At 26.9% G+C, this 22,404-nt stretch carries 17 protein-coding genes and 1 pseudogene; 9 read left to right on the top strand and 9 right to left on the bottom strand.

What is annotated here, in order from left to right:
- Window positions 1–80: 80 nt before the first annotated feature.
- The 9 genes from SLY_RS00840 (at window position 81) to SLY_RS00810 (ending at window position 13,528) form a co-directional block, all read left to right on the top strand.
- Entirely contained in the window at window positions 81–2,195 is a 2,115-nt protein-coding gene (locus SLY_RS00840; protein ID WP_015637755.1) for an ATP-binding protein, read from the top strand.
- A 129-nt stretch (window positions 2,196–2,324) separates the two neighbouring features.
- Window positions 2,325–3,104, top strand: coding sequence for a helix-turn-helix domain-containing protein (locus SLY_RS00835; RefSeq protein WP_015637754.1), 780 nt, complete (start codon window positions 2,325–2,327; stop codon window positions 3,102–3,104).
- Window positions 3,088–3,495 carry an IS3 family transposase gene (locus SLY_RS05595; RefSeq protein WP_015637753.1) on the top strand — a complete coding sequence of 136 codons (408 nt, stop codon included), beginning with the start codon at window positions 3,088–3,090 and terminating at the stop codon, window positions 3,493–3,495. The genes SLY_RS00835 and SLY_RS05595 overlap by 17 nt, the downstream gene beginning before the upstream one ends.
- A gap of 608 nt (window positions 3,496–4,103) precedes the next feature.
- Window positions 4,104–4,283 carry a hypothetical protein gene (locus SLY_RS05390; protein ID WP_015637752.1) on the top strand — a complete coding sequence of 60 codons (180 nt, stop codon included), beginning with the start codon at window positions 4,104–4,106 and terminating at the stop codon, window positions 4,281–4,283.
- 29 nt (window positions 4,284–4,312) lie between these two features.
- Complete coding sequence (locus tag SLY_RS00830; protein ID WP_012358877.1) at window positions 4,313–4,906, top strand: hypothetical protein; 594 nt, start codon at window positions 4,313–4,315, stop codon at window positions 4,904–4,906.
- 444 nt (window positions 4,907–5,350) lie between these two features.
- Window positions 5,351–6,283 (top strand): ribosome small subunit-dependent GTPase A, encoded by a 933-nt coding sequence (gene rsgA, locus SLY_RS00825; protein WP_015637750.1) that lies wholly within the window; start codon window positions 5,351–5,353, stop codon window positions 6,281–6,283.
- A 186-nt stretch (window positions 6,284–6,469) separates the two neighbouring features.
- On the top strand, window positions 6,470–7,555 hold the full coding sequence (gene ychF / locus SLY_RS00820) for a redox-regulated ATPase YchF (protein ID WP_015637749.1): 1,086 nt from the start codon (window positions 6,470–6,472) through the stop codon (window positions 7,553–7,555).
- Window positions 7,556–7,594: 39 nt separating this feature from the next.
- On the top strand, window positions 7,595–10,285 hold the full coding sequence (gene ileS, locus SLY_RS00815) for an isoleucine--tRNA ligase (protein WP_015637748.1): 2,691 nt from the start codon (window positions 7,595–7,597) through the stop codon (window positions 10,283–10,285).
- A gap of 426 nt (window positions 10,286–10,711) precedes the next feature.
- Complete coding sequence (locus SLY_RS00810) at window positions 10,712–13,528, top strand: cation-translocating P-type ATPase (RefSeq protein WP_015637746.1); 2,817 nt, start codon at window positions 10,712–10,714, stop codon at window positions 13,526–13,528.
- A gap of 187 nt (window positions 13,529–13,715) precedes the next feature.
- Here the strand turns inward: SLY_RS00810 and SLY_RS00805 are convergent.
- The 9 genes and pseudogenes from SLY_RS00805 to SLY_RS00765 form a co-directional block, all read right to left on the bottom strand.
- A pseudogene (locus SLY_RS00805) lies at window positions 13,716–14,753 on the bottom strand (coiled-coil domain-containing protein); the annotation flags it as partial.
- 347 nt (window positions 14,754–15,100) lie between these two features.
- Window positions 15,101–16,054 (bottom strand): IS3 family transposase, encoded by a 954-nt coding sequence (locus tag SLY_RS00800; protein ID WP_041784279.1) that lies wholly within the window; start codon window positions 16,052–16,054, stop codon window positions 15,101–15,103.
- A 915-nt stretch (window positions 16,055–16,969) separates the two neighbouring features.
- Window positions 16,970–18,490 carry a hypothetical protein gene (locus SLY_RS00795; protein WP_015637742.1) on the bottom strand — a complete coding sequence of 507 codons (1,521 nt, stop codon included), beginning with the start codon at window positions 18,488–18,490 and terminating at the stop codon, window positions 16,970–16,972.
- 135 nt (window positions 18,491–18,625) lie between these two features.
- On the bottom strand, window positions 18,626–19,258 hold the full coding sequence (locus SLY_RS00790; protein ID WP_015637740.1) for a hypothetical protein: 633 nt from the start codon (window positions 19,256–19,258) through the stop codon (window positions 18,626–18,628).
- A gap of 36 nt (window positions 19,259–19,294) precedes the next feature.
- A complete protein-coding gene (locus tag SLY_RS00785) occupies window positions 19,295–19,753 on the bottom strand; it encodes a Panacea domain-containing protein (RefSeq protein WP_015637739.1) in 459 nt (152 codons plus the stop codon).
- 35 nt (window positions 19,754–19,788) lie between these two features.
- The gene (locus SLY_RS00780; protein ID WP_015637738.1) at window positions 19,789–20,346 is read right to left on the bottom strand and encodes an SVM family protein; all 558 of its coding nucleotides are present in this window, start codon (window positions 20,344–20,346) and stop codon (window positions 19,789–19,791) included.
- A 23-nt stretch (window positions 20,347–20,369) separates the two neighbouring features.
- Window positions 20,370–20,831, bottom strand: coding sequence for a hypothetical protein (locus SLY_RS00775; protein ID WP_051085518.1), 462 nt, complete (start codon window positions 20,829–20,831; stop codon window positions 20,370–20,372).
- Window positions 20,832–20,850: 19 nt separating this feature from the next.
- Window positions 20,851–21,219, bottom strand: a complete 369-nt coding sequence (locus SLY_RS00770; protein ID WP_015637737.1) for an SVM family protein — start codon at window positions 21,217–21,219, stop codon at window positions 20,851–20,853.
- A gap of 19 nt (window positions 21,220–21,238) precedes the next feature.
- Window positions 21,239–22,330, bottom strand: a complete 1,092-nt coding sequence (locus SLY_RS00765) for an OmpH family outer membrane protein (RefSeq protein ID WP_015637736.1) — start codon at window positions 22,328–22,330, stop codon at window positions 21,239–21,241.
- Window positions 22,331–22,404 lie beyond the last annotated feature (74 nt).

The raw sequence follows: 22,404 nt of genomic DNA, 5'->3' as shown, positions 1-22,404 counted from the left end.
AAACAAAAGTTGACTTATTATATTCACAAGTTCAAAACTTAAATATCAAAAAAAATTATTTTTTCTAGAAAGGAGAAAAAATGAAGCTTAAAAACAAAATATATCTTAGTTTCTTATCTTTATTTGGTTTAATTTTGTTGATTTTATTTATTGTTGGAATATCTAAAACAGAAACCAAATCCAAATCATCAACAACCCCAACAATAACACAACCACCCAATAACCAACTTGATTCAGAAGCAAAAGAAGAACTTAATAAACTCCAAAAACGTTTAAAAGATTTAGAAATAATCAATCAACAAAACATAAACAATAACAAAAAACTTATAGAAGAAGACAACCAATTATCACAACAAATCAACTCTAATTTAGAAACAATCAAAACTTTAAGTCTTCAAATTAACAACCTCAACCAAGAATTAAAACAAAAAACCAAAGAATTAAACAATAAAGAAACTAATTTAAATGATGAAACAAAATCCCAATTAGAAACTGAAATAAAAAACTTAAACCAACAAATAGCTGATTTATCAAAACAACGCGAACAAATCAATGAAGCTACCCAACCATTAACCAAAAAAAGAGTGGAAAATACAAAATCACAAGTAAACAATAAGAAACTAATTGAAAGCATCCAATCAGAAACCAATCAAACTACTCAATTCAAAACTATTTATCAAAAAATATCTGACTTACAACAAGCAATAAATTATAATAACGCCAACAAAGAAAACATCAAAGAACTAATAATTAAACATCAAGACAACCCACAAGAAGTCCAAAATCTCAAAAGTTATGATTTATTTTTAGACGGTCAATTAATCCAATTTGATAAACAAATTAAACAACTTCAAAATGAAATTGAAGCAATCAAAAACCCAAATATTGAAAAAATCGCCAAAAAACAAATTACTTTTAAAGACGTTTATGGTATGGAAAGCGAAAAAGAAGAATTAGAGGATTTAATTTTTTATTTTAAAGAATCCAATAACAATTTAGTAAATTTTGACAAAATAAGACCCAAAGGATATTTATTATATGGTCCGCCTGGTACGGGAAAAACTTTTTTACTGAAAGCATTGAGTAATGAATGCAACGCCTATTTTATTGAATTTGACCCTTCAAAACTAGATAAAACTTATGTCGGCGAAGGAGTAGAAGAATGGGAAAAGATTTGGATGGAAGCTGAAAGACATGATAAAACTATTATCTTTATTGACGAAATTAGTGGCATGGCTAACCGTGAAGACAAAAATTCTAATAAAACAAGTATTAATATTGTTAATAATATTTTAACTAAATTAGATGGTTTTAACCGTTCTGACAAAAAAATTGTCTTAATGGGCGCTACTAATCACCTAGACCAAATTGATAAAGCCCTCAGAAGTCGTTTTAGCAAAGAAATTAAAATTGATTTAATTAAAGATGAAGAAATTGAAGGTTTCTTAAAATTCTTGATAGAACCTTATCAAATCAGTTATCACACTTACCTTCATTTAAAAGAAATTGCAAACAGATGTAAAGGCAAAAACTACTCTAACCGTGATTTAACAACTATCATTAATGATGCCTATAATAAAACAAACAAATTCAAAACCCTAAATCCAAAACATGAAGTAATGTTACCTTCTGATTTGGATGAAGTAATTGACACTAAACAAAGAATCAACAAATCAATTACAGAAATTAAAGCACGCAGAAAAGAATGTGAAGAACAATATGAATCATGGAAACAAGGTTTTTTAAAATACCTCAAACCTCCAAAAGATGAAACAAAAGTTGAAAAACATTATGGCTTTTACAGCCTCAACGGCCTTGGTCGTGGAAAGCACCGTGAATACGAGCCAACTGATATAATGCCGTTTATGAAAAACCCTTTTGAGAAATGGGAAGTAAAAGATAGCAGGATTGATTTTTTTGATACTTTCCATACGAAAAATAAAGATGATGATTCACAATTTAATAATATGTTTATCAACGACCCTTCAAACTACTACACAGAACTCAACTACAAAGGCCCAAAATGGTTAATTGAAGAAGATAAAGACTTCTTCATGGATGAAGTACAATGTCATATAATAAACCCCAAAGATTCTAGATATCCCAAAGATAAAATGAAAAATTACTACCTTCACTTCAACCCAAAACAAAGATATATCACGCTTTACACTAAGAAATTTAATACAAAAAATTAATAAATATTTTAAAACAACAATAAAATTTCTTAAAAAGATTTTATTGTTGTTTTTTTTAATTAAAACCAACTAAACAGTTTTTTTAACAATAAAGGCTTAAAAAAATAAAGTTATGTTAATAAAACAGAAATGAGCTTAGGAATGGAGAGAAAATTAAAATTATATTCTTTGGATGTTAAATTAAAGGCTGTTTTTGCGAAACAGGAAGGCAAAAGATGTAAAGAAATCCAAAAAAACTTAAAGATTAAAAATCGGAGTCAGATTTATCAATGGGTAGAGTGGTATGAATTCAAAGGCGCAGAAAGGCTAGAACAATCAATTAGAGGAAAAAGAAAGGTTGTTGAAAAAGGGATTAATCCAATTAAAAAGGCAATTAAAAAACAACTAAAAACTAGTTTCAAGAAAAATAGAAAATTATATTTAGACATTATTAATAAATATCAAAAAGAAGTTTCATTAGAACAATTGATTAAATGGTTATCTATTTCAAAAACTAGTTATTTTAGATGGATTAAACAAAGTCTTCATCCTAGACCTCAAAGTGAATTGGAAAAATCCTTGTTTCAAATATGCAAACAAGGTTCATATATCACAACTGATGGCAAAAGAAAAAGAAGGCTTGGTTATCGCGTGGTTCATCAAAAATTAATTGACCTTAGATTTAAGATAAACGCTAAAACTGTTTTAAAACTGATGCATCAATTTGGGTTATTATCACAAAGAATACAGCGAAAACCTCAATATTATTATGATTTAGCAATCCAAAAAGAAAATAACTTAAAAAATCTAATTCAAAACAATTATCATGCCACAAGACCGTTTGAAAAATTATGTACAGATATTACTTATATACCTTTTGGGAAAAATAACCAAAAAATTATTTGTTTCTGCGATGATGGATTTGTATAACCGCGAAATTATTTGTTACAATATTTCTAAAATTGCTGATGTTGATTTTGTAATTAATACTTTAAAAGTTATTCCTACATTAATAAACCCTTGCATTCTTCATTGTGATAGAGCAAGTGTTTATACTTCTAAAAAATATCAAACTGAGTTAAAAGCTAATAATCTAATAACTAGTTTCTCAGCTAAAGCCATGCCAACTGATAATGCATGCATGGAGGCATTTTGGGCCAACATGAAACGTGAAACTATCCATTATGAAAAAATGCAAAATCTAGGCGAACATCAAATTATAGAAATTATTACTAATTACATTGAATATTATAATATGTATCGCAAAATGAAAGTTCTAAATTATTTATCACCCAAAGAATTTAAAACCAAAAAATATTAATTAATAATTAAAACTATAAGCCCTTCATAACGGAGGGCATTTTGTGTAGGTTTTTTTATAGACCTCAAAAAAAAGGTGTTTTAAAAAACCATAACACCCCTTAAAACTCAAAATTTTGCCCTTATATGATACTTTTGGGTTCTTGGTAATGATAAATATCAAATCGTAAATATAAAATCATTTAAGAGGTAATGTTTTGATTGTTTATTTTTTGAAATTAATAAAATTCTTTAAATCAATTATTTTTAGATTATTATGTAAAAAAATTATTTTTTTATATTTTTAGTATTGACAAATATAATATTTTAATAGTATAATATATATGGTAAATATATAAAGAAAGAAATAAAAACTTTTGAATAGTTTTTATTTCTTTCTTTATATTACATATACATATATTATACTATTAAATAATATTATTACTTTATAATTAATAAAATATAAAATTTTTTTTTCAAAAAACCAATTAAAAACTGGTACTGGTTGAGAACAACAAATTTAAAAAAAAATAAATTTCATATTTTGACAAATAATTTTAATTATGTTATAATAAAAGTAGTTAATAAACAATTTGGTTTTTCAAAAAATCATATTTTTTTTGGAAAAAAATGTTGTTCTCAAATGGTGCCATTTTTGTGGAGCTTACCAGATTAGAAGAAACAATGTTGGGCTCAACAGTTCCATTATTAAAATTAACAAAGTTTTTTCAAAATGCAAATAAAGCTCCTTATCGTAAAGTGAATATGCCAGTTGGTAAAAATGAACAACATCCTTTTTTTATATTATAAAACATCATTTTATTTATAATAGTGATGGAATGATTTATGGTAGATATCAAAATCCAGAAGGCACAATCAAGAAATTAATAATTCCCGATAAGCTACATGTTGATTTTATTAAAAACAATAAAGACATTATAGAAACATATAATATCGATGAAAAACAATCTAAAGAAGAAATAAAAAAAGCAATATTGTCAAAATGGCAAACTCCAACTAAAGTAGAGTTGAACATATATAATTCTAATATTAGGGAATGGCAAAAAGAAAATGTTGAAATAGCAAAATCAAACCCAGGTAGTTATTTTTCATTACTTTTGAAAAATAGCAACATATTGAGTGATGTTTTAGATTATGACAATTATATAGAATATGAAGAAATTAAAATCATAGAAGGAGAAAACGCAGAAGAAGTTCCTTCAGATTTGCGATACAAAAAAATAAATAATGAAGATCATACGTATCAATATCATTTTAATGATGGTACGATAGAAAAATATAATCAAGACGGAAAATTACAGGAAGTTGAATATTCAAAAAATAATATTATTTTTTCATACGATGGTTCTAAATGGTCTTTCAAACTAAAAAATAGCGATTTACAACCTATTAATCTAGATAATTATATATAAATAAATTTTTTTAAAGGTTTTGTTTGCATCCTCTTTAAGAACAAAAACGAATTGAACCCTAAAACACTAAACAGTTTTAAAATTAAATAAAATTTTTATCAAAGACCAACTTTTAAGTTGGTCTTTTTTATTTTATTATGCCCAAAAACATCGAAATTTAGTTTAATAACTTTTAAATTAATTTTATTATTTTTAGGTTTAATTGTTGAACTTAGTATTTGCATTTTTTAATATCAATTGCTCTTTATTTTAGGGAGTTATTTTTTTGATTTAACTTTTTGCTTCTATTTTTGTCATTAATCGTGTTTTTGAGACAACAACTTTCTTGTTTTTCCAAATTAAATAAAATGTTTATATGTTATAATAATAATAATTAGTGATTTTTAAAAATGCAAAAATAATCTGTTAAAAGATTTTAATAGAAATAGAAATAGAGGATGTAGTTTGAAAAAAGCCTTAGTTATCAGATTTTTAGCAGGTATTTATTATATTCAAGATCTTGACAATCAAACTATTTTAAAAGCTCAAAAAAAAGGGGTTTTAAAAAAATCTAATTTCATACAGGATAATCAATTAAAAAATAATCGTGATAAAATGAGCATTAAAGTAGGGGATATTGTTCTTTATGAAATGTGTTATGATAAATATTTAATTTATGCTATTTTGCCCCGTAAAAATGAATTAAAAAGACCTAATATTGCAAACATTGACCAAGTATTATTGGTTTTTTCTTTGGTAAAGCCCCATTTCCAAACACTTCTTTTAGATAAATTTTTGTTAATTTTACAACAACATAAATTAGATGTCATCTTAGTTTTTTCTAAAATAGATTTAATAGAAAAAGAAGAATTAGAAGAAATTCAACAAAACATGAATTATTACTTTCCTTTTTACACTTGTTATTATGTTGATTCCAAACAACAAATAGGGATTGATGTTTTAAAAAATATTTTTGAACAAAAAATCACTGTTTTAGCTGGACAAACGGGAGTTGGCAAGTCAACTTTACTAAAAGCTTTGATTCCTGATGCAAATTTAAAAACCCAAGAAATTTCTGAAAGTTTAGGTAGAGGAAAACACACTACCAAAAATGCTCAATTATATCTTTTCAACAACGGGTTTATCGCTGATACTCCTGGTTTTTCTAAATTAGATTTAAGTGGCTTTTCTTATCAAAATTTAAAAAATTTTTATCCTGATTTTTTAAAATATGTTGATAATTGTTATTTTGGCACAAATTGCCTTCATTTGCAAGAAACCCAATGTGGCGTTAAAGAGGCTTTGACACAAGGAAAAATTATTCCTTCGCGATATTCTAATTATTGTTATTTCATGGAAGAAATTAAAAAAGAGAAAAAAATATATGTTAAAAATTAATATAATTTAACATCAACAACTTAAAAGACGATAGTTTTGATAATTTATATTAAATACATGTTTTTGTTTTCCTTATTTAATTTATTAGTTTTCAAATTTTGGTAGAAAAAAATAATCTGATAATTATTAAATTTTTAAAAGCAATAAATTACTATAAATAGATTTAATAGAAGGAATTTAAAAATTATGAAAATAGGTATTATTGGTTTACCGAATGTGGGTAAATCAACTTTATTTAATGCTTTAACGAAAATGCAAGTTTTAGAAGCTAACTATCCTTTTGCAACAATTGAACCTAACGTAGGAACAGTTGAGGTCCCTGACCCACGTTTAAAAAAAATATCCCAAATTTTTCAATCTCAAAAAATAATTTCTGCTTTAATAGAATTTAAAGATATTGCAGGATTAGTAGCAGGTGCTTCTAAAGGAGAAGGATTAGGAAATCAATTTTTAAGTCATATTCGCAATGTAGATGCTATTTGTCATGTTGTTAAATGTTTTGAAGACCCTAATATTTTGCATGTTATGGACAAAAATGACCCTTTAGAAGAAATTAAAATTATCGAAACCGAACTTGCTTTAGCAGATTTAGAACAAATTGAAAAACGTTTACAAAAACTTCAAAAACAAAAAAAGAAAGGCGATAAAGATTTATTAAAAGAATATAACGTTTTAACGAAAATTCAACATCATTTAACAAACGAAGATTTAAAAAACCTTTCTTTAAACGAAGAAGAATTAAAAATAGTGAAAAACTTTAATTTATTATTTTTAAAACCTTCACTATATCTGGCTAATATCAAAGAAAATGATTTAGTAAACAACAAAAACTTGCTTTTACAAAAAGTATTGGATTATGGAAAACAAAAAGGCAAAAAAGTGATTTCTTTATGTGTCCAATTAGAAAAAGATTTATCTTTTTTGGAAGAAGAAGAAAAAGTTTTTTTAAAAGATTATGGGATGACTCAAACAGCTTTTGCAAAATTAATTCAAGAAAGCTACAATCTTTTAGGTTTACAAACTTATTTTACTGCAGGTCCTAAAGAAGTGCACGCTTGGTCTTTCCAAAAAGGATTAAAAGCTCCTGAATGTGCAAGAATTATTCACACCGATTTAGAAAAAGGGTTTATTAAAGCCGAAGTACTTGCATATGAAGATTTAATCACTCATCAAACTTTTCAAAAAAGCAAAGAAAAAGGAAAATTAAGAATCGAAGGTAAGGAATATATAGTAAAAGATGGCGATATTATTACTTTTAGGTTTAATGTATAAAAAATAAAATAATTCAAATTCCAAGAAAGAAATAAAATTATGCAAAATTATAAAAAGACTCTTTTAATGCCTCAAACTGATTTTCCGATGAAAGGAAATTTAGGAAAAAAAGAAATCGATATTCAATCATACTGGAAAAAAATTAATTTATATCAAACACAACTTGAAAAAAACAAAGATTTACCGCCATTTATTTTGTGGGATGGCCCGCCATACGCCAATGGAAACATTCACATCGGACACGCTCTTAATAAAATTTTGAAAGATTTTATTGTGCGTTTTTACAATATGCAAGGTTTTTGTGCTCCTTATATTCCTGGTTGGGATACTCACGGACTACCAATTGAAATAGCAGTTTTAAAAAAAATAGGGTTTAACAAAAAAAACAATCGAGAAGAATTTATTCAAAAATGTCATGAATTTGCTTTAGATAATGTAGAAAAACAAAAAAAACAATTTCAAAGATTAGGAGTTTTGGCTGATTGGAAAAACCCTTATTTAACTCTAAATAAAAATTTTATGGCTAATCAAATTCGTATTTTTGGTCAAATGGCAGATCAAGAATTAATTTTTAAAGCTTTAAAACCTATTTATTGGTCCCCCACTTTGGAGTCTGCTTTAGCAGAAGCTGAATTGGAATATTACGACCATGTGTCACCTTCTATTTATATTGCTTTTCCTATGAAAGAAACTGATTTATTCAAAAACACTGCTTTAATTATTTGGACAACAACTCCTTGGACTTTGCCAGCAAATATGGCAATTGCAGTAAATCCTGAAAAAAATTATCAATTAATCGATGTAAATCAAAAGCGTTATTTAGTGGGAGCAAATAACCTTCCTAAACTACAAAAAAAGTTTTCTTGGGATGATAAAGAAATTAAAATTATTGCTAATTTCCAAGGAAAAGAGTTGGAAAATTTAGAATATTTTAATCCTGTTGGCGGTAACCAAGGCAAAGTTATTTTAGCTGAACACGTTTTAGATGATGAAGGCACAGGTCTCGTTCATACAGCCCCTGGTCATGGTTTAGAAGATTTTTTAGTGGCACAAAAATACGGCATTCAAGTTGTTTGTAGTATTAACAAAAAAGGATTTATGACAGCACTTACTAAAAAATACGAAGGTTTGTTTTATACTAAAGCTAACGATGAAATTATTGCTGATTTAAAAAATAGTAATCATTTATTAAAAAGCGAAACTATAACACATTCTTATCCCCATGATTGGCGCACCAAAAAACCAGTTGTTTCACTTGCTCTTTCTCAATGGTTTGTTTCTATTGAAAAAATCAAAAATAATTTATTAAAAGAAGTGCAAAAAGTTAATTGGGTACCTCAATGGGGGAACTTAAAAATGACTAATATGATTGAAAATAGAAAAGATTGGAATATTAGTCGTCAAAGAATTTGGGGAGTGCCGATTACTGTTTTTTACACTGAAACTGGCGAACCGATTCTAGACTTAAAATTAATTAATCATGTGGCTGATTTGGTGGAAAAACATGGTGCAGAAATTTGGTATAAATGGGATTGCAAAGATCTTTTGCCAAAAAATTATAAACACCCCCAAAGCCCCAACAATCTTTTTACTAAAGAACTTGATATTATGGATGTCTGGTTTGATTCAGGTACTTCTCATAGTCTTTGCCCGCAAACAAGCGATATTTATTTGGAAGGATCTGATCAATATAGAGGATGGTTTAATTCTTCTTTAATTACTTCAACAGCCGCCTTTAAAAAAGCACCTTATAAAACAGTTATTACTCATGGATTTGTTTTGGATGGTCAAGGAAAAAAAATGTCTAAATCTTTAGGCAACGTCATCGATCCTTTAATTATCGCTTCTCAAAAAGGAGCCGATATTATTCGTTTGTGGGCCGCTAACGTTAATTATAATTTTGATGTACGGATTAATAATGATATTTTAACTCAAATAGAAGATATTTATCGTAAAATTCGCAATACTTTTCGTTTTATGTTAGGAAATCTCCATGCTTTTGATAAAAATCAGGATTATATCACTTTTGAAAACAGAACGCCCATTCATCAAGCAGTTATATTGGATTTAGAAGAAGTATTAAAAAAAATCATCCAGTCTTATCAAAGTTATAACTTTGAAGGGATTTTAAGAAATTTATTTCCTTTTATTACTAATAAAATTAGTGCTTTTTATTTTGATTTTGCTAAAGATATTTTATATATCGAAAAACAAAACAGTTTTGAAAGAAAAATGATTCAGTCCAATATTTATGATTTATTATCGGCTTTTTTAAAAATTTTGACCCCTATTATTCCTCACACTACTTCTGAAGTTTATAGTTTTTGCCCTTTTTTTGTTCAAAAAGATATTTATTTAGAAAAAATGCCACAATTAAAAACTCGTCAAGAAAGCAACCTTTTAGAAGAATATTATAATTTTTTATCGTTACGCAAAGATGTTTTGCAAGTTTTGGAAAAAGCAAGGAAAAAAAATATCATTAATTCTTCTTTGCAAGCGCATCTGAATTTATTTTTAACCACAAAACAAATGCATACTTTAAAAGTTTTAAAAATCAAAAAACAACTGCATCAGCTTTTCATCGTATCTCAAATAACCTTAAACCAAAAAGAATCTTTTGGGGTTGATGTTATGAAAGCAAATGGTTATGCTTGCAAAAGATGTTGGAATGTAGTTATTCAAGAATCTGACCAAGATTTATGCAAACGTTGTCAAACAATTTTAAATTAGAAAAATGGTTAATTTTTTTTGCGAAATTAGTTATCAAAAAAATCTAACTAAAACAATAAAAGATTTAAAACAATTAGTTAATTTTCATTTTGATTCATTTAAATAATAAAAGATGCCTTTTGTAATGTCTTTTTATAAAAAAACTACTTTCAGCAAAAAAAAGATTTTAATATTTTTAATTAATTGAAAATTTTTTTAATAATTTTATTTATTTCGACAATAAATACCTCTTTTAAGTCATATCCTCTTTCATCAAAAATAAGTTTTTTTAAATATCTAATTCACTATTTTTATAATAATACTTAAAAACTAAAAAATTTAGATAAATGAAGCCAAACTGATTTTTGCCAGTTTGGTTTTTTTAATTATTAACTACAATACAATCATATTGAACACTTTTACTTAATTTAATAAAGGATTTTTTTAATGAAAAATATTTTTAGTCAACAAACACTTAAAGAATTACAAGCGTTTTTTAAAACGGATTTGCAACAAGGGCTCAAAAGCGAAGAAGCTCTTCAAAGATTAAAGCTTTATGGCAAAAACCAAATTATAATTAACAATCAAACAACTTTGTTCCAACAATTAAAAAGGGAATTGAAGGATTTTTTAGTAATTCTTCTTTTGGGAGCTGCTTTCATCAATTTCACAATAGGAATTTGGAAAAATAATTTTGAAGAAATCTTTGAAGGTGTTTTTATTTTAATTATTGTTTTGGGAAATATTTTTATAAGTATTTATTATGAAAATAAAACTAAAAAAACTTTGGCTTTAGTTGAACAAAAAACTTCATTAAAGGTTAAAGTAATTAGAGATAACAGTTATTTTTTAATTCCTATGGAAAATTTAGTGCCAGGTGACTTGGTTATTTTGGAGGCAGGTGATATAGTTGCTGCTGATATAAGATTGATTGAAACTTTTAATTTATTAGTGGATGAATCTATTTTAACAGGCGAATCCAAGGCTGTTTTAAAAAATAGTCACGCAGCTAAAAACAACGACCAAAATATTTTATCCTTATTAAATATGGTTTTTATGAATACTATCGTTTTAAAAGGAAGGGCTAGGGGGGTTGTTGTTGCTTGTGGTATGAAAACAGAAATGGGAAAAATTACTAATTTTGTTGATCAAGCCAAAAGTCAAAAAACTCCTTTAGAACAAAAATTAACTCGCTTTATTAAGGGCATCACTTTATTGATTGTTCTTATTATTATGATTAATGCTTTGTTTGTTTTGCTTAAAAACAATAATTATATTGATTTTAATATATTGAAAAATACTTTTTTGGAAGCAATTGCTTTGGGGGTTGCAGCTATTCCTGAAGGATTATTAATTATAATGACTTTAATTTTGGCTTTAGGGATGAAAAAATTGACAACTCAAAAAGCTATTGTTAAAAATCTAAAAACATTAGAAATTTTAGGGGCGGTTAATGTTGTTTGCACGGATAAAACAGGAACTTTAACACAGAATAAAATGGTTGTCAAAGAAATTATTTTATCCCAAAATCAATTTCAACCTTTCGTATGCAGGAATGAAAATGAAAAAAACGAAAACAATCCAAAAAAGAACCCAACTGAAATAAACCTCAACAACGAAAATAACTTCGCTTTGCAAAAATTATTGCTTTTTGGTGTTTTATGCAATGATGCCTTAATTAGCGACCAAAACGAACAAAAAACTTTAGAAATTATTGCAGACCCAACAGAAAAAGCCTTAATTAATTTAGCCTTAATTTATCAAATAAATATCCAAGAAATTAAAAAAAATTACTTTCGCATAGGAGAAATACCTTTTGATTCTCAAAGAAAAATGATGACAACTTTTTGCAGCAGTGAAAAAGATCAAGTGATTTATCAAATTACCAAAGGAGCACCTGAAGTCGTTTTGCAAAGATGTACTCACATAGAAGATCAAGGCCAAATAATCAAAAAAACTCCAGCCATCCAGAAAATTTTAGAAACACAAATTAATCAACTAACTCAAAAATCATTAAGAGTTTTGGCAATTGCTTACAAAAATTGCGCTTTTGACAATCCCAATATAATAAACACAACTGATCAAAAAGAACAAAACTTGATTTTTTTAGGCGCGGTTGCTCTACAAGATCCCATTCGAGATGACGTTTATCAAGCAATTATAAATTGTCAAAAAGCCCATGTTGCACCCATCATGATTACAGGCGATCACCTTCAAACTGCAACCACTATCGCCAAAAATTTAAAGATTCTACAAAACAAAAACGATTTAGTTATCACAGGCGAAGCTTTAAATCAAATGTCTGAAACAGAGTTTTTTAAAAAATTAAATCAGATTAAAGTTTATGCAAGAACTAATCATCACGATAAATTAAAAATTGTGCAAGCGTGGCAAAAAAAAGGATTTGTTGTTGCAATGACAGGAGATGGCGTTAATGATGCTTTAAGCATTAAACAAGCCGATGTGGGAATTGCTATGGGAATTGCAGGAAGCAATGTCGCCAAAATGGCAGCGGATATGATTTTAACAGATGATAATTTTGCAACAATTGTTACATCCTTAGAATCAGGGCGTCATATATTTAATAATATTAAAAAAAGCTTAATTTTTCTTTTGAGTTGCAATATGGGAGAAATCATGTTAATTTTGCTTCATAATTTTTTTGGAAGCTTTTTAATTCCTTTTACTTCTCATACTTCTCATTTCCAAATACTCACGGCTTTTCAAATTTTGTGGGTCAATTTGGTAACAGATTCTTTGGTGGCAATGGCGTTGGGTTTAGAATCGCAAGAAAAAAACAACTCACCTCAAAAACCTTACTCCCTTCATGAAAATTTTTTAAATAAAAAAACTTACCAAAAAATTATTATAGAAGGTTTGTTGATTGCTCTTTTGGCTTTTATTGCTGGATGCGTAGGTTATCATATCCACAAGGAAAAAACTTTACAAGAGAAACATTTAACTTTTCAAACTTTTGCTTTTATGGTTTTGGCAATCACTCAATTGATTCATGTATGGAACTTAAGAAGTTTTACAACTTCAACTTTTAAATTAAAACGAAATCCGCTTTTAATCAAAACTTTTTGCATTAGTCTTTTTTGCCAATTAAGTATTATTTGGGTGCCTGCGATAAGAAAATTGTTTAAGTTAATTTCTTTGTCTTTGCTAGATTTTGCCATTATTTTCTTTTTTTCAATCATTCCTTTAGTTATTATAGAAATCAAAAAAGCACTGAATGCAACTAAGAAATCCAAAAACAACTAATTAAAAAAGTTATTTTTGTGACTTCGGAAGTTATTGGCACAAAAACAACGTAATTGTTGATTTTTTTGTCAGGGGTTAGAAATTCTTGAAATTTGACGCACATCTTAGAAAACATACAGTTGAAATATTTCAAAAAAATCTTACTTTTTTTGCAAAAGAGATGGAATAATTAAAAATGAACCAAAACATCCCAATGTTTTTCTTTTTCATCTAATTCAGTTGATTTATTGTTTAATTTTAAATTATCATTTTTTAATTCAACAATCTTTTCTTCCAATCTTTCTCTTGTTTCAATATGCGCGTCTTTTTCGGCGTCTAATTGAGTTTTTAGTTTATTGATTTCATGCAGCAACTCTTTATTATCACCACTCATCGCACTACTGGCACCTTCAAGTCCTGCAATTGCCCCTTCTAGTTGTTGAATTTTAATTGCTTGTTGCTTGAAAGTTTCTATATTGTTTTCAATTTCAGCAGTTAATTTTATAATTTGTTCCGCTTGTTCTTGAACTTTTTGTCGTAATTGTTTAATTTCTTCGTCTTTTTGTTTAATAATTGTTTGCAATTTAGTTTCATTGGCTTCTAAATTAGTAATTTTACCCTTTAATTTTTTTATTTGAGCTTCTTTGTGATTTAATTGTTTAACTAATGCATCATCAGCGTTACCATTTTTAACCAATTCAGCTTGTATCTCTTGCATCTCTTTTTCTAGTTGCTTGTTTTCGGTTTTAGATACATCAAGTTCTTGTTTGATTTTAGTTAAATCATTAGTATATTTTTCTTTTAAGTTTTTATTTTCCAATTTTAAAGCATCAATTTCACTTCTAAAACCTTGTTCTTTAATTTCTAATTGTTGCATTTCGTTTTTTAAAGTTTTAATATGATTTGCTTTATTATTTAATTCTTGTTGCAAACTATCATCTGGTGTTTGATTTTCTAATAATTGATTATATTCTAGTTGAGCGTTTTTTAAATTAGTTTCATAATTTGATAATTCTTGAGATATATTTTTTAAGTTTTCTTTTGCTTCATCAAGTTTGAATAAATTTTGTGGTGGTTCGGTCTCTGAGGTTGGTTCGCTAAAAATTAAATTAGCTCCATGAGTGGAATATGGTATATTTCTCATATTAATAGAAGGTTCGCAATAATATTTACCTGGGGATAGTTCTATACTTTCTCCTTGTATGGTATTTTTATTTATTTCTCCACGATATGCTTGATAACCCTGAGGTGTTCCGTTTTTTAATACAACTTTTTATTTAAAAATTACTCTTTAAGACTAAAAATATTGTGATAATTCCATATCTTTTCAAACTAACAAAGTAATTTCATTAAACTTAAAAAATGTCTAATATTTTTTCATAATTTGCTAGTTTGAAAAGATATTTTTTTAAATATTTTATCCCTACACCATATAGATACCCCAAAAAAAAGAAAAAGTCTGTATAAAAATGACATGGGTTGCATTTTTTTACACAATAATGCTGAGTTTTTAATTTTTTACTTAAAAAAATGTACAGTGAAATAACCTCTTTTAAAAAGGTTACAGTTGAATTCGTCAATTAATTAAAATATTTATCTAAAAGATTGAGAATATTTTAAAGGCGATAAAGTATTTAATTTAGTTAAAAGCCATTTATGATTCCAAAAAGAAGTGAATCGATTGATTATTTTTTTGATTTTGCATGGAACTTGTTGAAATAAAAACGGATGCTGGTTGAATAAAATACTTTTCATCTGGCCAAAAAAGTTCTCAATCACGGCGTTATCGCGTGGGGTTGCTTTGCGGGACATGCTGATTAAAAACCTTTTTTTAGTTAAGGTTTGTTGTACTTTTGGGGATTGATAAACTAATCCTTGGTCGGAATGGATAACACAAGGTTCTTTTAATGGAGGTAGTTTTTTGATTGTATTTAAAATTAATTCTTTATCTTGGCGATTCGAAGTATGGGATGCGATGATTTGGTTGTTAAAAGAATCGATGATGGCAGAAAAATAGATAAAACCTTGGGGAGTTTGGAAATAAGTAATGTCGGTGAATAATTTTTTCATAGGTTGGGATGAGGTAAAGTCTTGATTGATTAAATTTGGTGCAACTTGGAGGTTAGATTTTAAATTTTTATGATAATAATATTTATTTTTTTTAGGCCTTAACTTACAACAAATATTATTTTCTTTCATGATAAGATAAACTTTTTTCTTAGTAATGGGTTCGTTGAAAGTTTTTTGGTATAAATCAGTAATTTTACGATGGCCGTAAAAATATTGGTGGTGTAAACATAAAACTTTAATTCTTTTTTGTTGTAAAAAATATTTTGTTTGTTTTAATTTTAACTTTTCTTCAATTTTTAGCCAATAATAATAAGTACTTCGATTAATGCGAATTGTTTTTAAAATGGTAGTTAAATTTAGGTCTTGAGAAAATTGTTTAACAAGTTTAAAAACTATTTTTTTATTAATAATTTGAATATGGAAAATCATATTTTGTAATAATCTTATTTTTTGCTTTAATTTTTGCAATTTTTGCATTATTAACACCAATTATCTTAATATTTTTTTATTTAATTACAAAAATAATTATAACTTATTAAAACTGAATTTTAAAATATATTTATTAAATTAATATATAAAATTATTATAATATATATGGTTAATATATAAATAAAGAAATAAAAACTTTTAAATAGTTTTAATTTCTTTATTTATATTACATATACATATATTATAATAATTTTAATGATTATATTTCTAATAAGGTTAAACCCGAATTAATCATTACTAAACACAAACCAATTCAAAATAGCCTTGTAGGGCTTTTTGAATTGGTGTTTAGTTTTACCCAACGGGTTTAACCTTATTAGAAGGATACCATTATATAGATACCCCAAAAAAAAGAAAAAGTCTGTATAAAAATGACATGGGTTGCATTTTTTTACACAATAATCCCAAATTTTTCATTTTGGGTTGTTTGTGCTATATAATTTTTGAATGTCACTTAGAGGCTAAATTGGATTTAAGGGGGGTATAAATTACAATTAGGGTAATAACCCTACTTTTAATTTAATCACAGCGAGAGGGGCAAAATAATGCGTTAAAGAGGCATGTTTGATTTGGGGGTGGTATTTTTTATTCTAAAAGTAGTTAGTTGTTTGTGCTATATAATTTTTGAATGTCACTTAGAGGCTAAATTGGATTTAAGGGGGGTATAAATTACAATTAGGGTAATAACCCTACTTTTAATTTAATCGCGGCTAGAGGGGCAAAATAACGCGTTAAAGAGGCATGTTTGATTTAGGGGGTGGTATTTTTTTGTTCTAAAATTAGTTAGTTGAAATTATTATTTTAATTTCTTGTTTGACTTCTTCTTTATTATAACATAAAACTCTTTTTTAGATTTTACCAAAGATGAGCAAAAAAAAAGACCTCCAAATGGAGGTCTTAATATCAATTAATATTTAATTCTTGAGGTTTTTTGGGTGGTGGAGTGGTGTCATAAAAATTAGAAAAAGTATTGTTTGAGCCAGAACATTCAATCCAATCAACGTACCAATCATCTATGAAAGGATTTGTAACATAACGATATAGACATTTTTTCCCTTCTTGATTATAAATTTCTCTCGATGAACGACCAAAATGAGCTCTTATTTCTTGAGCTGAATAAGAAATGCCAGGTTTAATGTAACATCGCTTCATCCAAAGTACATAAGCATCACGATATTGTTTGGCGAGTTCGATTTGGAGTGTATCATTTTTACAAACTAAACAATAACAACAATCAGTAGTTTCAAAAGCATGTTTGACTATTTTAATCGGGAAAAGAATAGAAATTTTTTTATAAGCAGGAGAAGTAATTTCTATATAAGCATCACGATTTTCGCTTCGTTCTTCATAGTCATCTTCTTGAACTAGAGGAGGAAAAGTGTAAAGGTTGTTTTCTCGTTTCCAGTCACGAATAGCTTGGTAAGGATCAATAGCATCGGGTAATTTAATTTCTTTGATTCTTTTTTCAGTATTGAAAGAAAAAAGATAGATGTTTTTGGCACCATCGGAGAGTTTCAATAAATCTTCAATGGTGTAAGTTTGGTGGTTGATGATTTCTTGGTAAAGTTCTTTAATTTCTTCTTGTAAAGATTCAATTGCTTTTGGCAATGCCTTTTTTATTCTTTCATCTTCAGTTTGATTTAATCCTGTTTGATATTGTTTTATCATTTCTTCTCGCCATTCTATTCCCCTTTTTAAAGATCTAGTTTTTTGGTGTTCGGGGAGCAGACGAACCCCATCATCAAAGTAAATAGCAGCAATTTCAATACCATTAAATTCTCCCAAAGGTAAAGGAACAACTAGACCAGTAGTTGGAGTAGCGTTGTAACAACCTAATTTAATTAGTTTGGGTTCTTTGATGATTTTGTTTTTGATTAAGTATTTGTTTATCGCTTTTTCTTTATTGTCGCTTGCAAAGATATCTAGCTTGACGAAAGTTATATTGACATTTGTTTGAGTCGGTTGTTTGTTAGCGTCCCAAAATACGAAAGCTTCTTCGATAGCGATTTCGTATTTTAAAAGGTCATCTAAGGTGTATTCATCGTCATCTTGAGGATATTTCTCCTTAAAAGGGTTTTGCCTGGCTTTGAAAAAAGCACAGATTAATCCTGCAGGAGGATTTTTGAGTTCCCAGATTAAGAAATTTTTGGCATAAGGATTATAAGTAGGCTTTTTAACCAAACCATAATTATAAGTTCCAATATTGAAAGTAGTTTTAATATTAAAATATTTTAAGATTTCAGGGATATTTTCTTTGGATAAAACAGGAATGTCATATCTTTTCATTTTGGGTTGGGTCGCTAACCATTCTTGTTTGAGGGTTTCGTAATCTGCTAATTTAATTTTGGTTTTGTTTTGACTATTAAAAAAAGAAGAATTAGCATTGATGGGAGGGGCAAAATTGAAGATAATAATTAATAACATAATTATTAATTTTTTAGATAAAGGGAATTTTAGTTATTTTTGACATTTTGAAAACCTCCTTTTTGTTATTTGGGTATAAAAAAAGACCCCTAGTAAAAAAGGGTCTGGGGTTGTTTTTTTATATTACTTCTTTTGTTATTTTAAATTGTTTTTCGGTTGTTTTGCGATCTGTTTTTTTGTTTTTGCATGTGATTTGTCAAAAAACAAATGATAACAAGCGCAATGCAACATCACAGTGTGTCCATAATCATGTTTAAATTCGCCTTTAAAGATATTGGGATAATTATTAAAATTTAAAATAGGTTTTTTAATTAAACTAACATTATCATTAATCCATTTAGTAATTTTTTTTATTGATTCAAAAAAATTTTTTTCTTCGCAATAAATAATCATAGAAACAGTTTTATTAAAAACAGTAGTATGTCTACTAACTTGTTTATACAACATTTCCATTGATTCGTTGCCCTTATATCTTTTACATTCAATAGGATGTTCAATTTCATCATCAAAAAATAAAATTAAATCAGTTTTGCCATGACCATTACTAGATTCTCTAGTAGTGACTTTGCCAAATATTTCTTCTAACCATGTTTTTATAATAGTTGTTACAAAAATTTCTTTATTTTTTATATTTGAATAAGGTTCAATGTAACCTATTTCTTTGCAAAATTTACCAAGTATTTTTTGAATATACATAATAATTTCATTAAAGGTTTTTTTATCCCACTTTGTTCTTTTTTTGGTTTCTTTTAAAAACGAACTCATCATCTCCACTTTCTTTCAATTAATAAAAATTAAAATAAATTATTTTCGATTTTTAAAAAAAACATAAATTTGTTCATTTGAAATAACAGAATTTGAAAATTTTTTGTTAGGATGATAAATATTTTTCCAAGGGTCTTCGTTATGTGTTTGTTCAATTAAATCATTTGGGGTTTTTGTGCCATGTTTTTTAATTACTAAATTTAAAATTTTAATAACTTTATCAGGTAAAGGATTTTTGCTACATTTGGTTTCAAAAAGGTCTTTATCTTCAGCCATACATCTAACAAATTCATAATAAACATGTGCTACCACTGGTCCCAATGGCCAAGCCTGAATTTCTTCTTCGAATAAAGGTTGACGATAATGAATTAAATATTCCGCTTGAGCATAATATAATAATTTTTGCATTTGTGTAATGCCAGTACCATATTTTTGAGGGCAGTTGTCTAAAAGATATTTAGCAACATCAAAAACGTTGATTTGATTATTATTTTTCATCTTTTAAACCTACTTTCTAATTTTTTTTATTTCTTTTATCGTCTTCGATTGTTATTTGGTGGATTTGGATTATTTTGTAATTGTTGAATTATAATATTTATTTGTCTTCGGTTTTGGTCTATTCTTATTTGAATATTTCTTAGCACGTTAATTTGTTCTGTTGAAGCATAAATGGGTATATTATTAATAGCTGTATTCATTTCTTGTATTAATGATAAATGTTCTCTTTCAAGTTGAATTTTTGTTATATTGCGTTCAAAATTTATCATAAATTGATGCTGATTATTGTGTTGTCTTTGTTGATGAGTTATTATTTGTTGGTGTATTTGTTGGCTTTGATTTAACAAAGTATTAATTTCAACTTCTGAATTATGATTTCTAAGAGCATTAATAATTTGTTGAATTGTTCCTTCTTGTATAGATAATAAATTTTGAAAAATCCTATACTCATCTATATTATTATCGATATTTGAATTATTTTGGGATAGATTATTATTCATACCCATAACCTGTTTGTTATCAACAATAAATAATAATCCTAAACAACTAATTAAAAAGAATGGTAAAAGATGTAATTTATTTTTTACTAACATTATATATTACTCCTTATTTTTATTTATACCTCAGCTGAGGGGATGTCGTAAAGGGATTGGAGACGATTTAAGATATCATTTTTATATTGTAATTCAGCATCTTTATATTGTTCTTCTAACATTTTTCTAAATTTTTCAGCACGAGATAACATATTTTGGTATTTTTCTTGGGTTGCTTCTAAATCCTTAATTTGAACTTTTATTTTTCCAATTTCACCAACTATTTCTATTACTTCATCTTGGAGTTTTTCAATTTCAGCTCGTAATCTAATTTTATCATCTGGAGAAGCTAAATTTTTTCCTTCTTTTTTTTGTTTAATTTCTTTTTCTTTTGCGTCTTGTTGTTGTTCTAGTTTTTGTTTTTGTGGTTTTAAAACTTCTATTTTAGGTTGAATAGAATTTAATTGAAATTGGTGTTCATCACATTCTTTTTGTTTTTCGTTGATAACACTTTTTTCTTGATTTAAATAACCTAAAAAACTCAATTTCCAACTATTTTTTAATTTATTGATTTCTTCGGTTGTTATTTGGTTGATTTTGGTTGTTGTTAATATTTCTACGAATATTTTCAGCTTGAAGAGCTATTTCGTTTGTTTGATTAATTAAAATTCTTATTGTTTCTTCTGAATCATTATTTCTAATAGCATTATAAATTTGATTTATTAATCTTGCTTCTTCTAATAATAAATCATGTAAATTTCTACATGCTTCTATAATTGGATTAATATTTCTATTATTTTGATTTATATTACCATTATTATTTATATTACCATTCTCCATCGCCATAACTTGATTATTACTTGTGATAAATAATAATCCTAAACAACTAATTAAAAAGAATGGTAAAAGATGTAATTTATTTTTTGCTAACATTATATATTACTCCTTATTTTTATTTATTTTCATTATTTTTTGTATTAAATTTCTTAGTATAAAGTGTTATATATCTTTGTTTTGGGTTGAAGTGAAGGTAGTAATTTTTCATTTCATCTTTGGGATATCTAGAATCTTTGGGGTCTATGATATGGCAACTAACTTCATCCATGAAGAAGTCTTTATCTTCTTCAATTAACCATTTCGGGCCTTTGTAGTTGATATACATGTAGTGGTTTGAAGGGCTGTTGATAAACATATTATTAAATTGTGAATCATCATCTTTACGTTTCATATGGAAAGTATTAAAAAAATCAATCCTGCTATCTTTTACTTCCCATTTGTCAAAAGGGTTTTTCATAAACGGCATTATATCAGTTGGCTCGTATTCACGGTGCTTTCCACGACCAAGGCCGTTGAGACCGTAGAAAGTGTATTTAACTTTAATCATTTGGTGACCCAAAACAAGGTGATTAACATCATGACTATAACTTTGACAAGGACTACCTTTCCAATCTTTTGTGGCCCCAAATTCTGCATTGGGGTCATAACCATCTGCTTTATAATATTTCTTAACTTCGTGGTTATCATCCCTAGAATGGTATCCTTCAAACCATTCAGCTTCAATTTCTAATTTCGGTTCAGTAATAGTATAAGTTTTGGGTTTTGAATTTGTTATATCGTATTTATTGTCTAAAAATATAAAACCACCAAAAATAGCAATTATACTTATTATAAAACAATAATATATAATTATAGCTTTTATTGGATTTCTTTTTGTATATTTTTTAGCTTTTAATTTTCCTGTCAACATTTGATTATGTGATAATTCTGCTTGTTGCTGCCTTAATTCAGTTTGGATAGTATTTATTTCTTCTTGTAATTCAGTTTTTTCTTGAACTGATAAAGATTTATTATTTACTAACTCAGATATTTTTTGGTTTAATTTCTTTTGCTTAGTTATTATCTCAACTTCAATTTTTAATTTAATATTTTCTACATTGTTTAATTTATTATTTACGTGTTTTTGAACAAACCAAATCAATAAAGGACCCAATCCAAAAAAAACTCCTAAAATACCTATAATAACTAATACTTTAAATAACTCCATCCTATAATTAACTTCCTTTTTTATTTTTATAACTTATCATCATTGTATCATAATCTAATCTGGTAATGCAAAAA

Source organism: Strawberry lethal yellows phytoplasma (CPA) str. NZSb11, assembly GCF_000397185.1.
Lineage (GTDB): Bacteria > Bacillota_I > Bacilli_A > Acholeplasmatales > Acholeplasmataceae > Phytoplasma > Phytoplasma australiense.
Note: the sequence above shows the minus strand (reverse complement) of the source record. Positions and strands in the feature narration are given on the sequence as shown.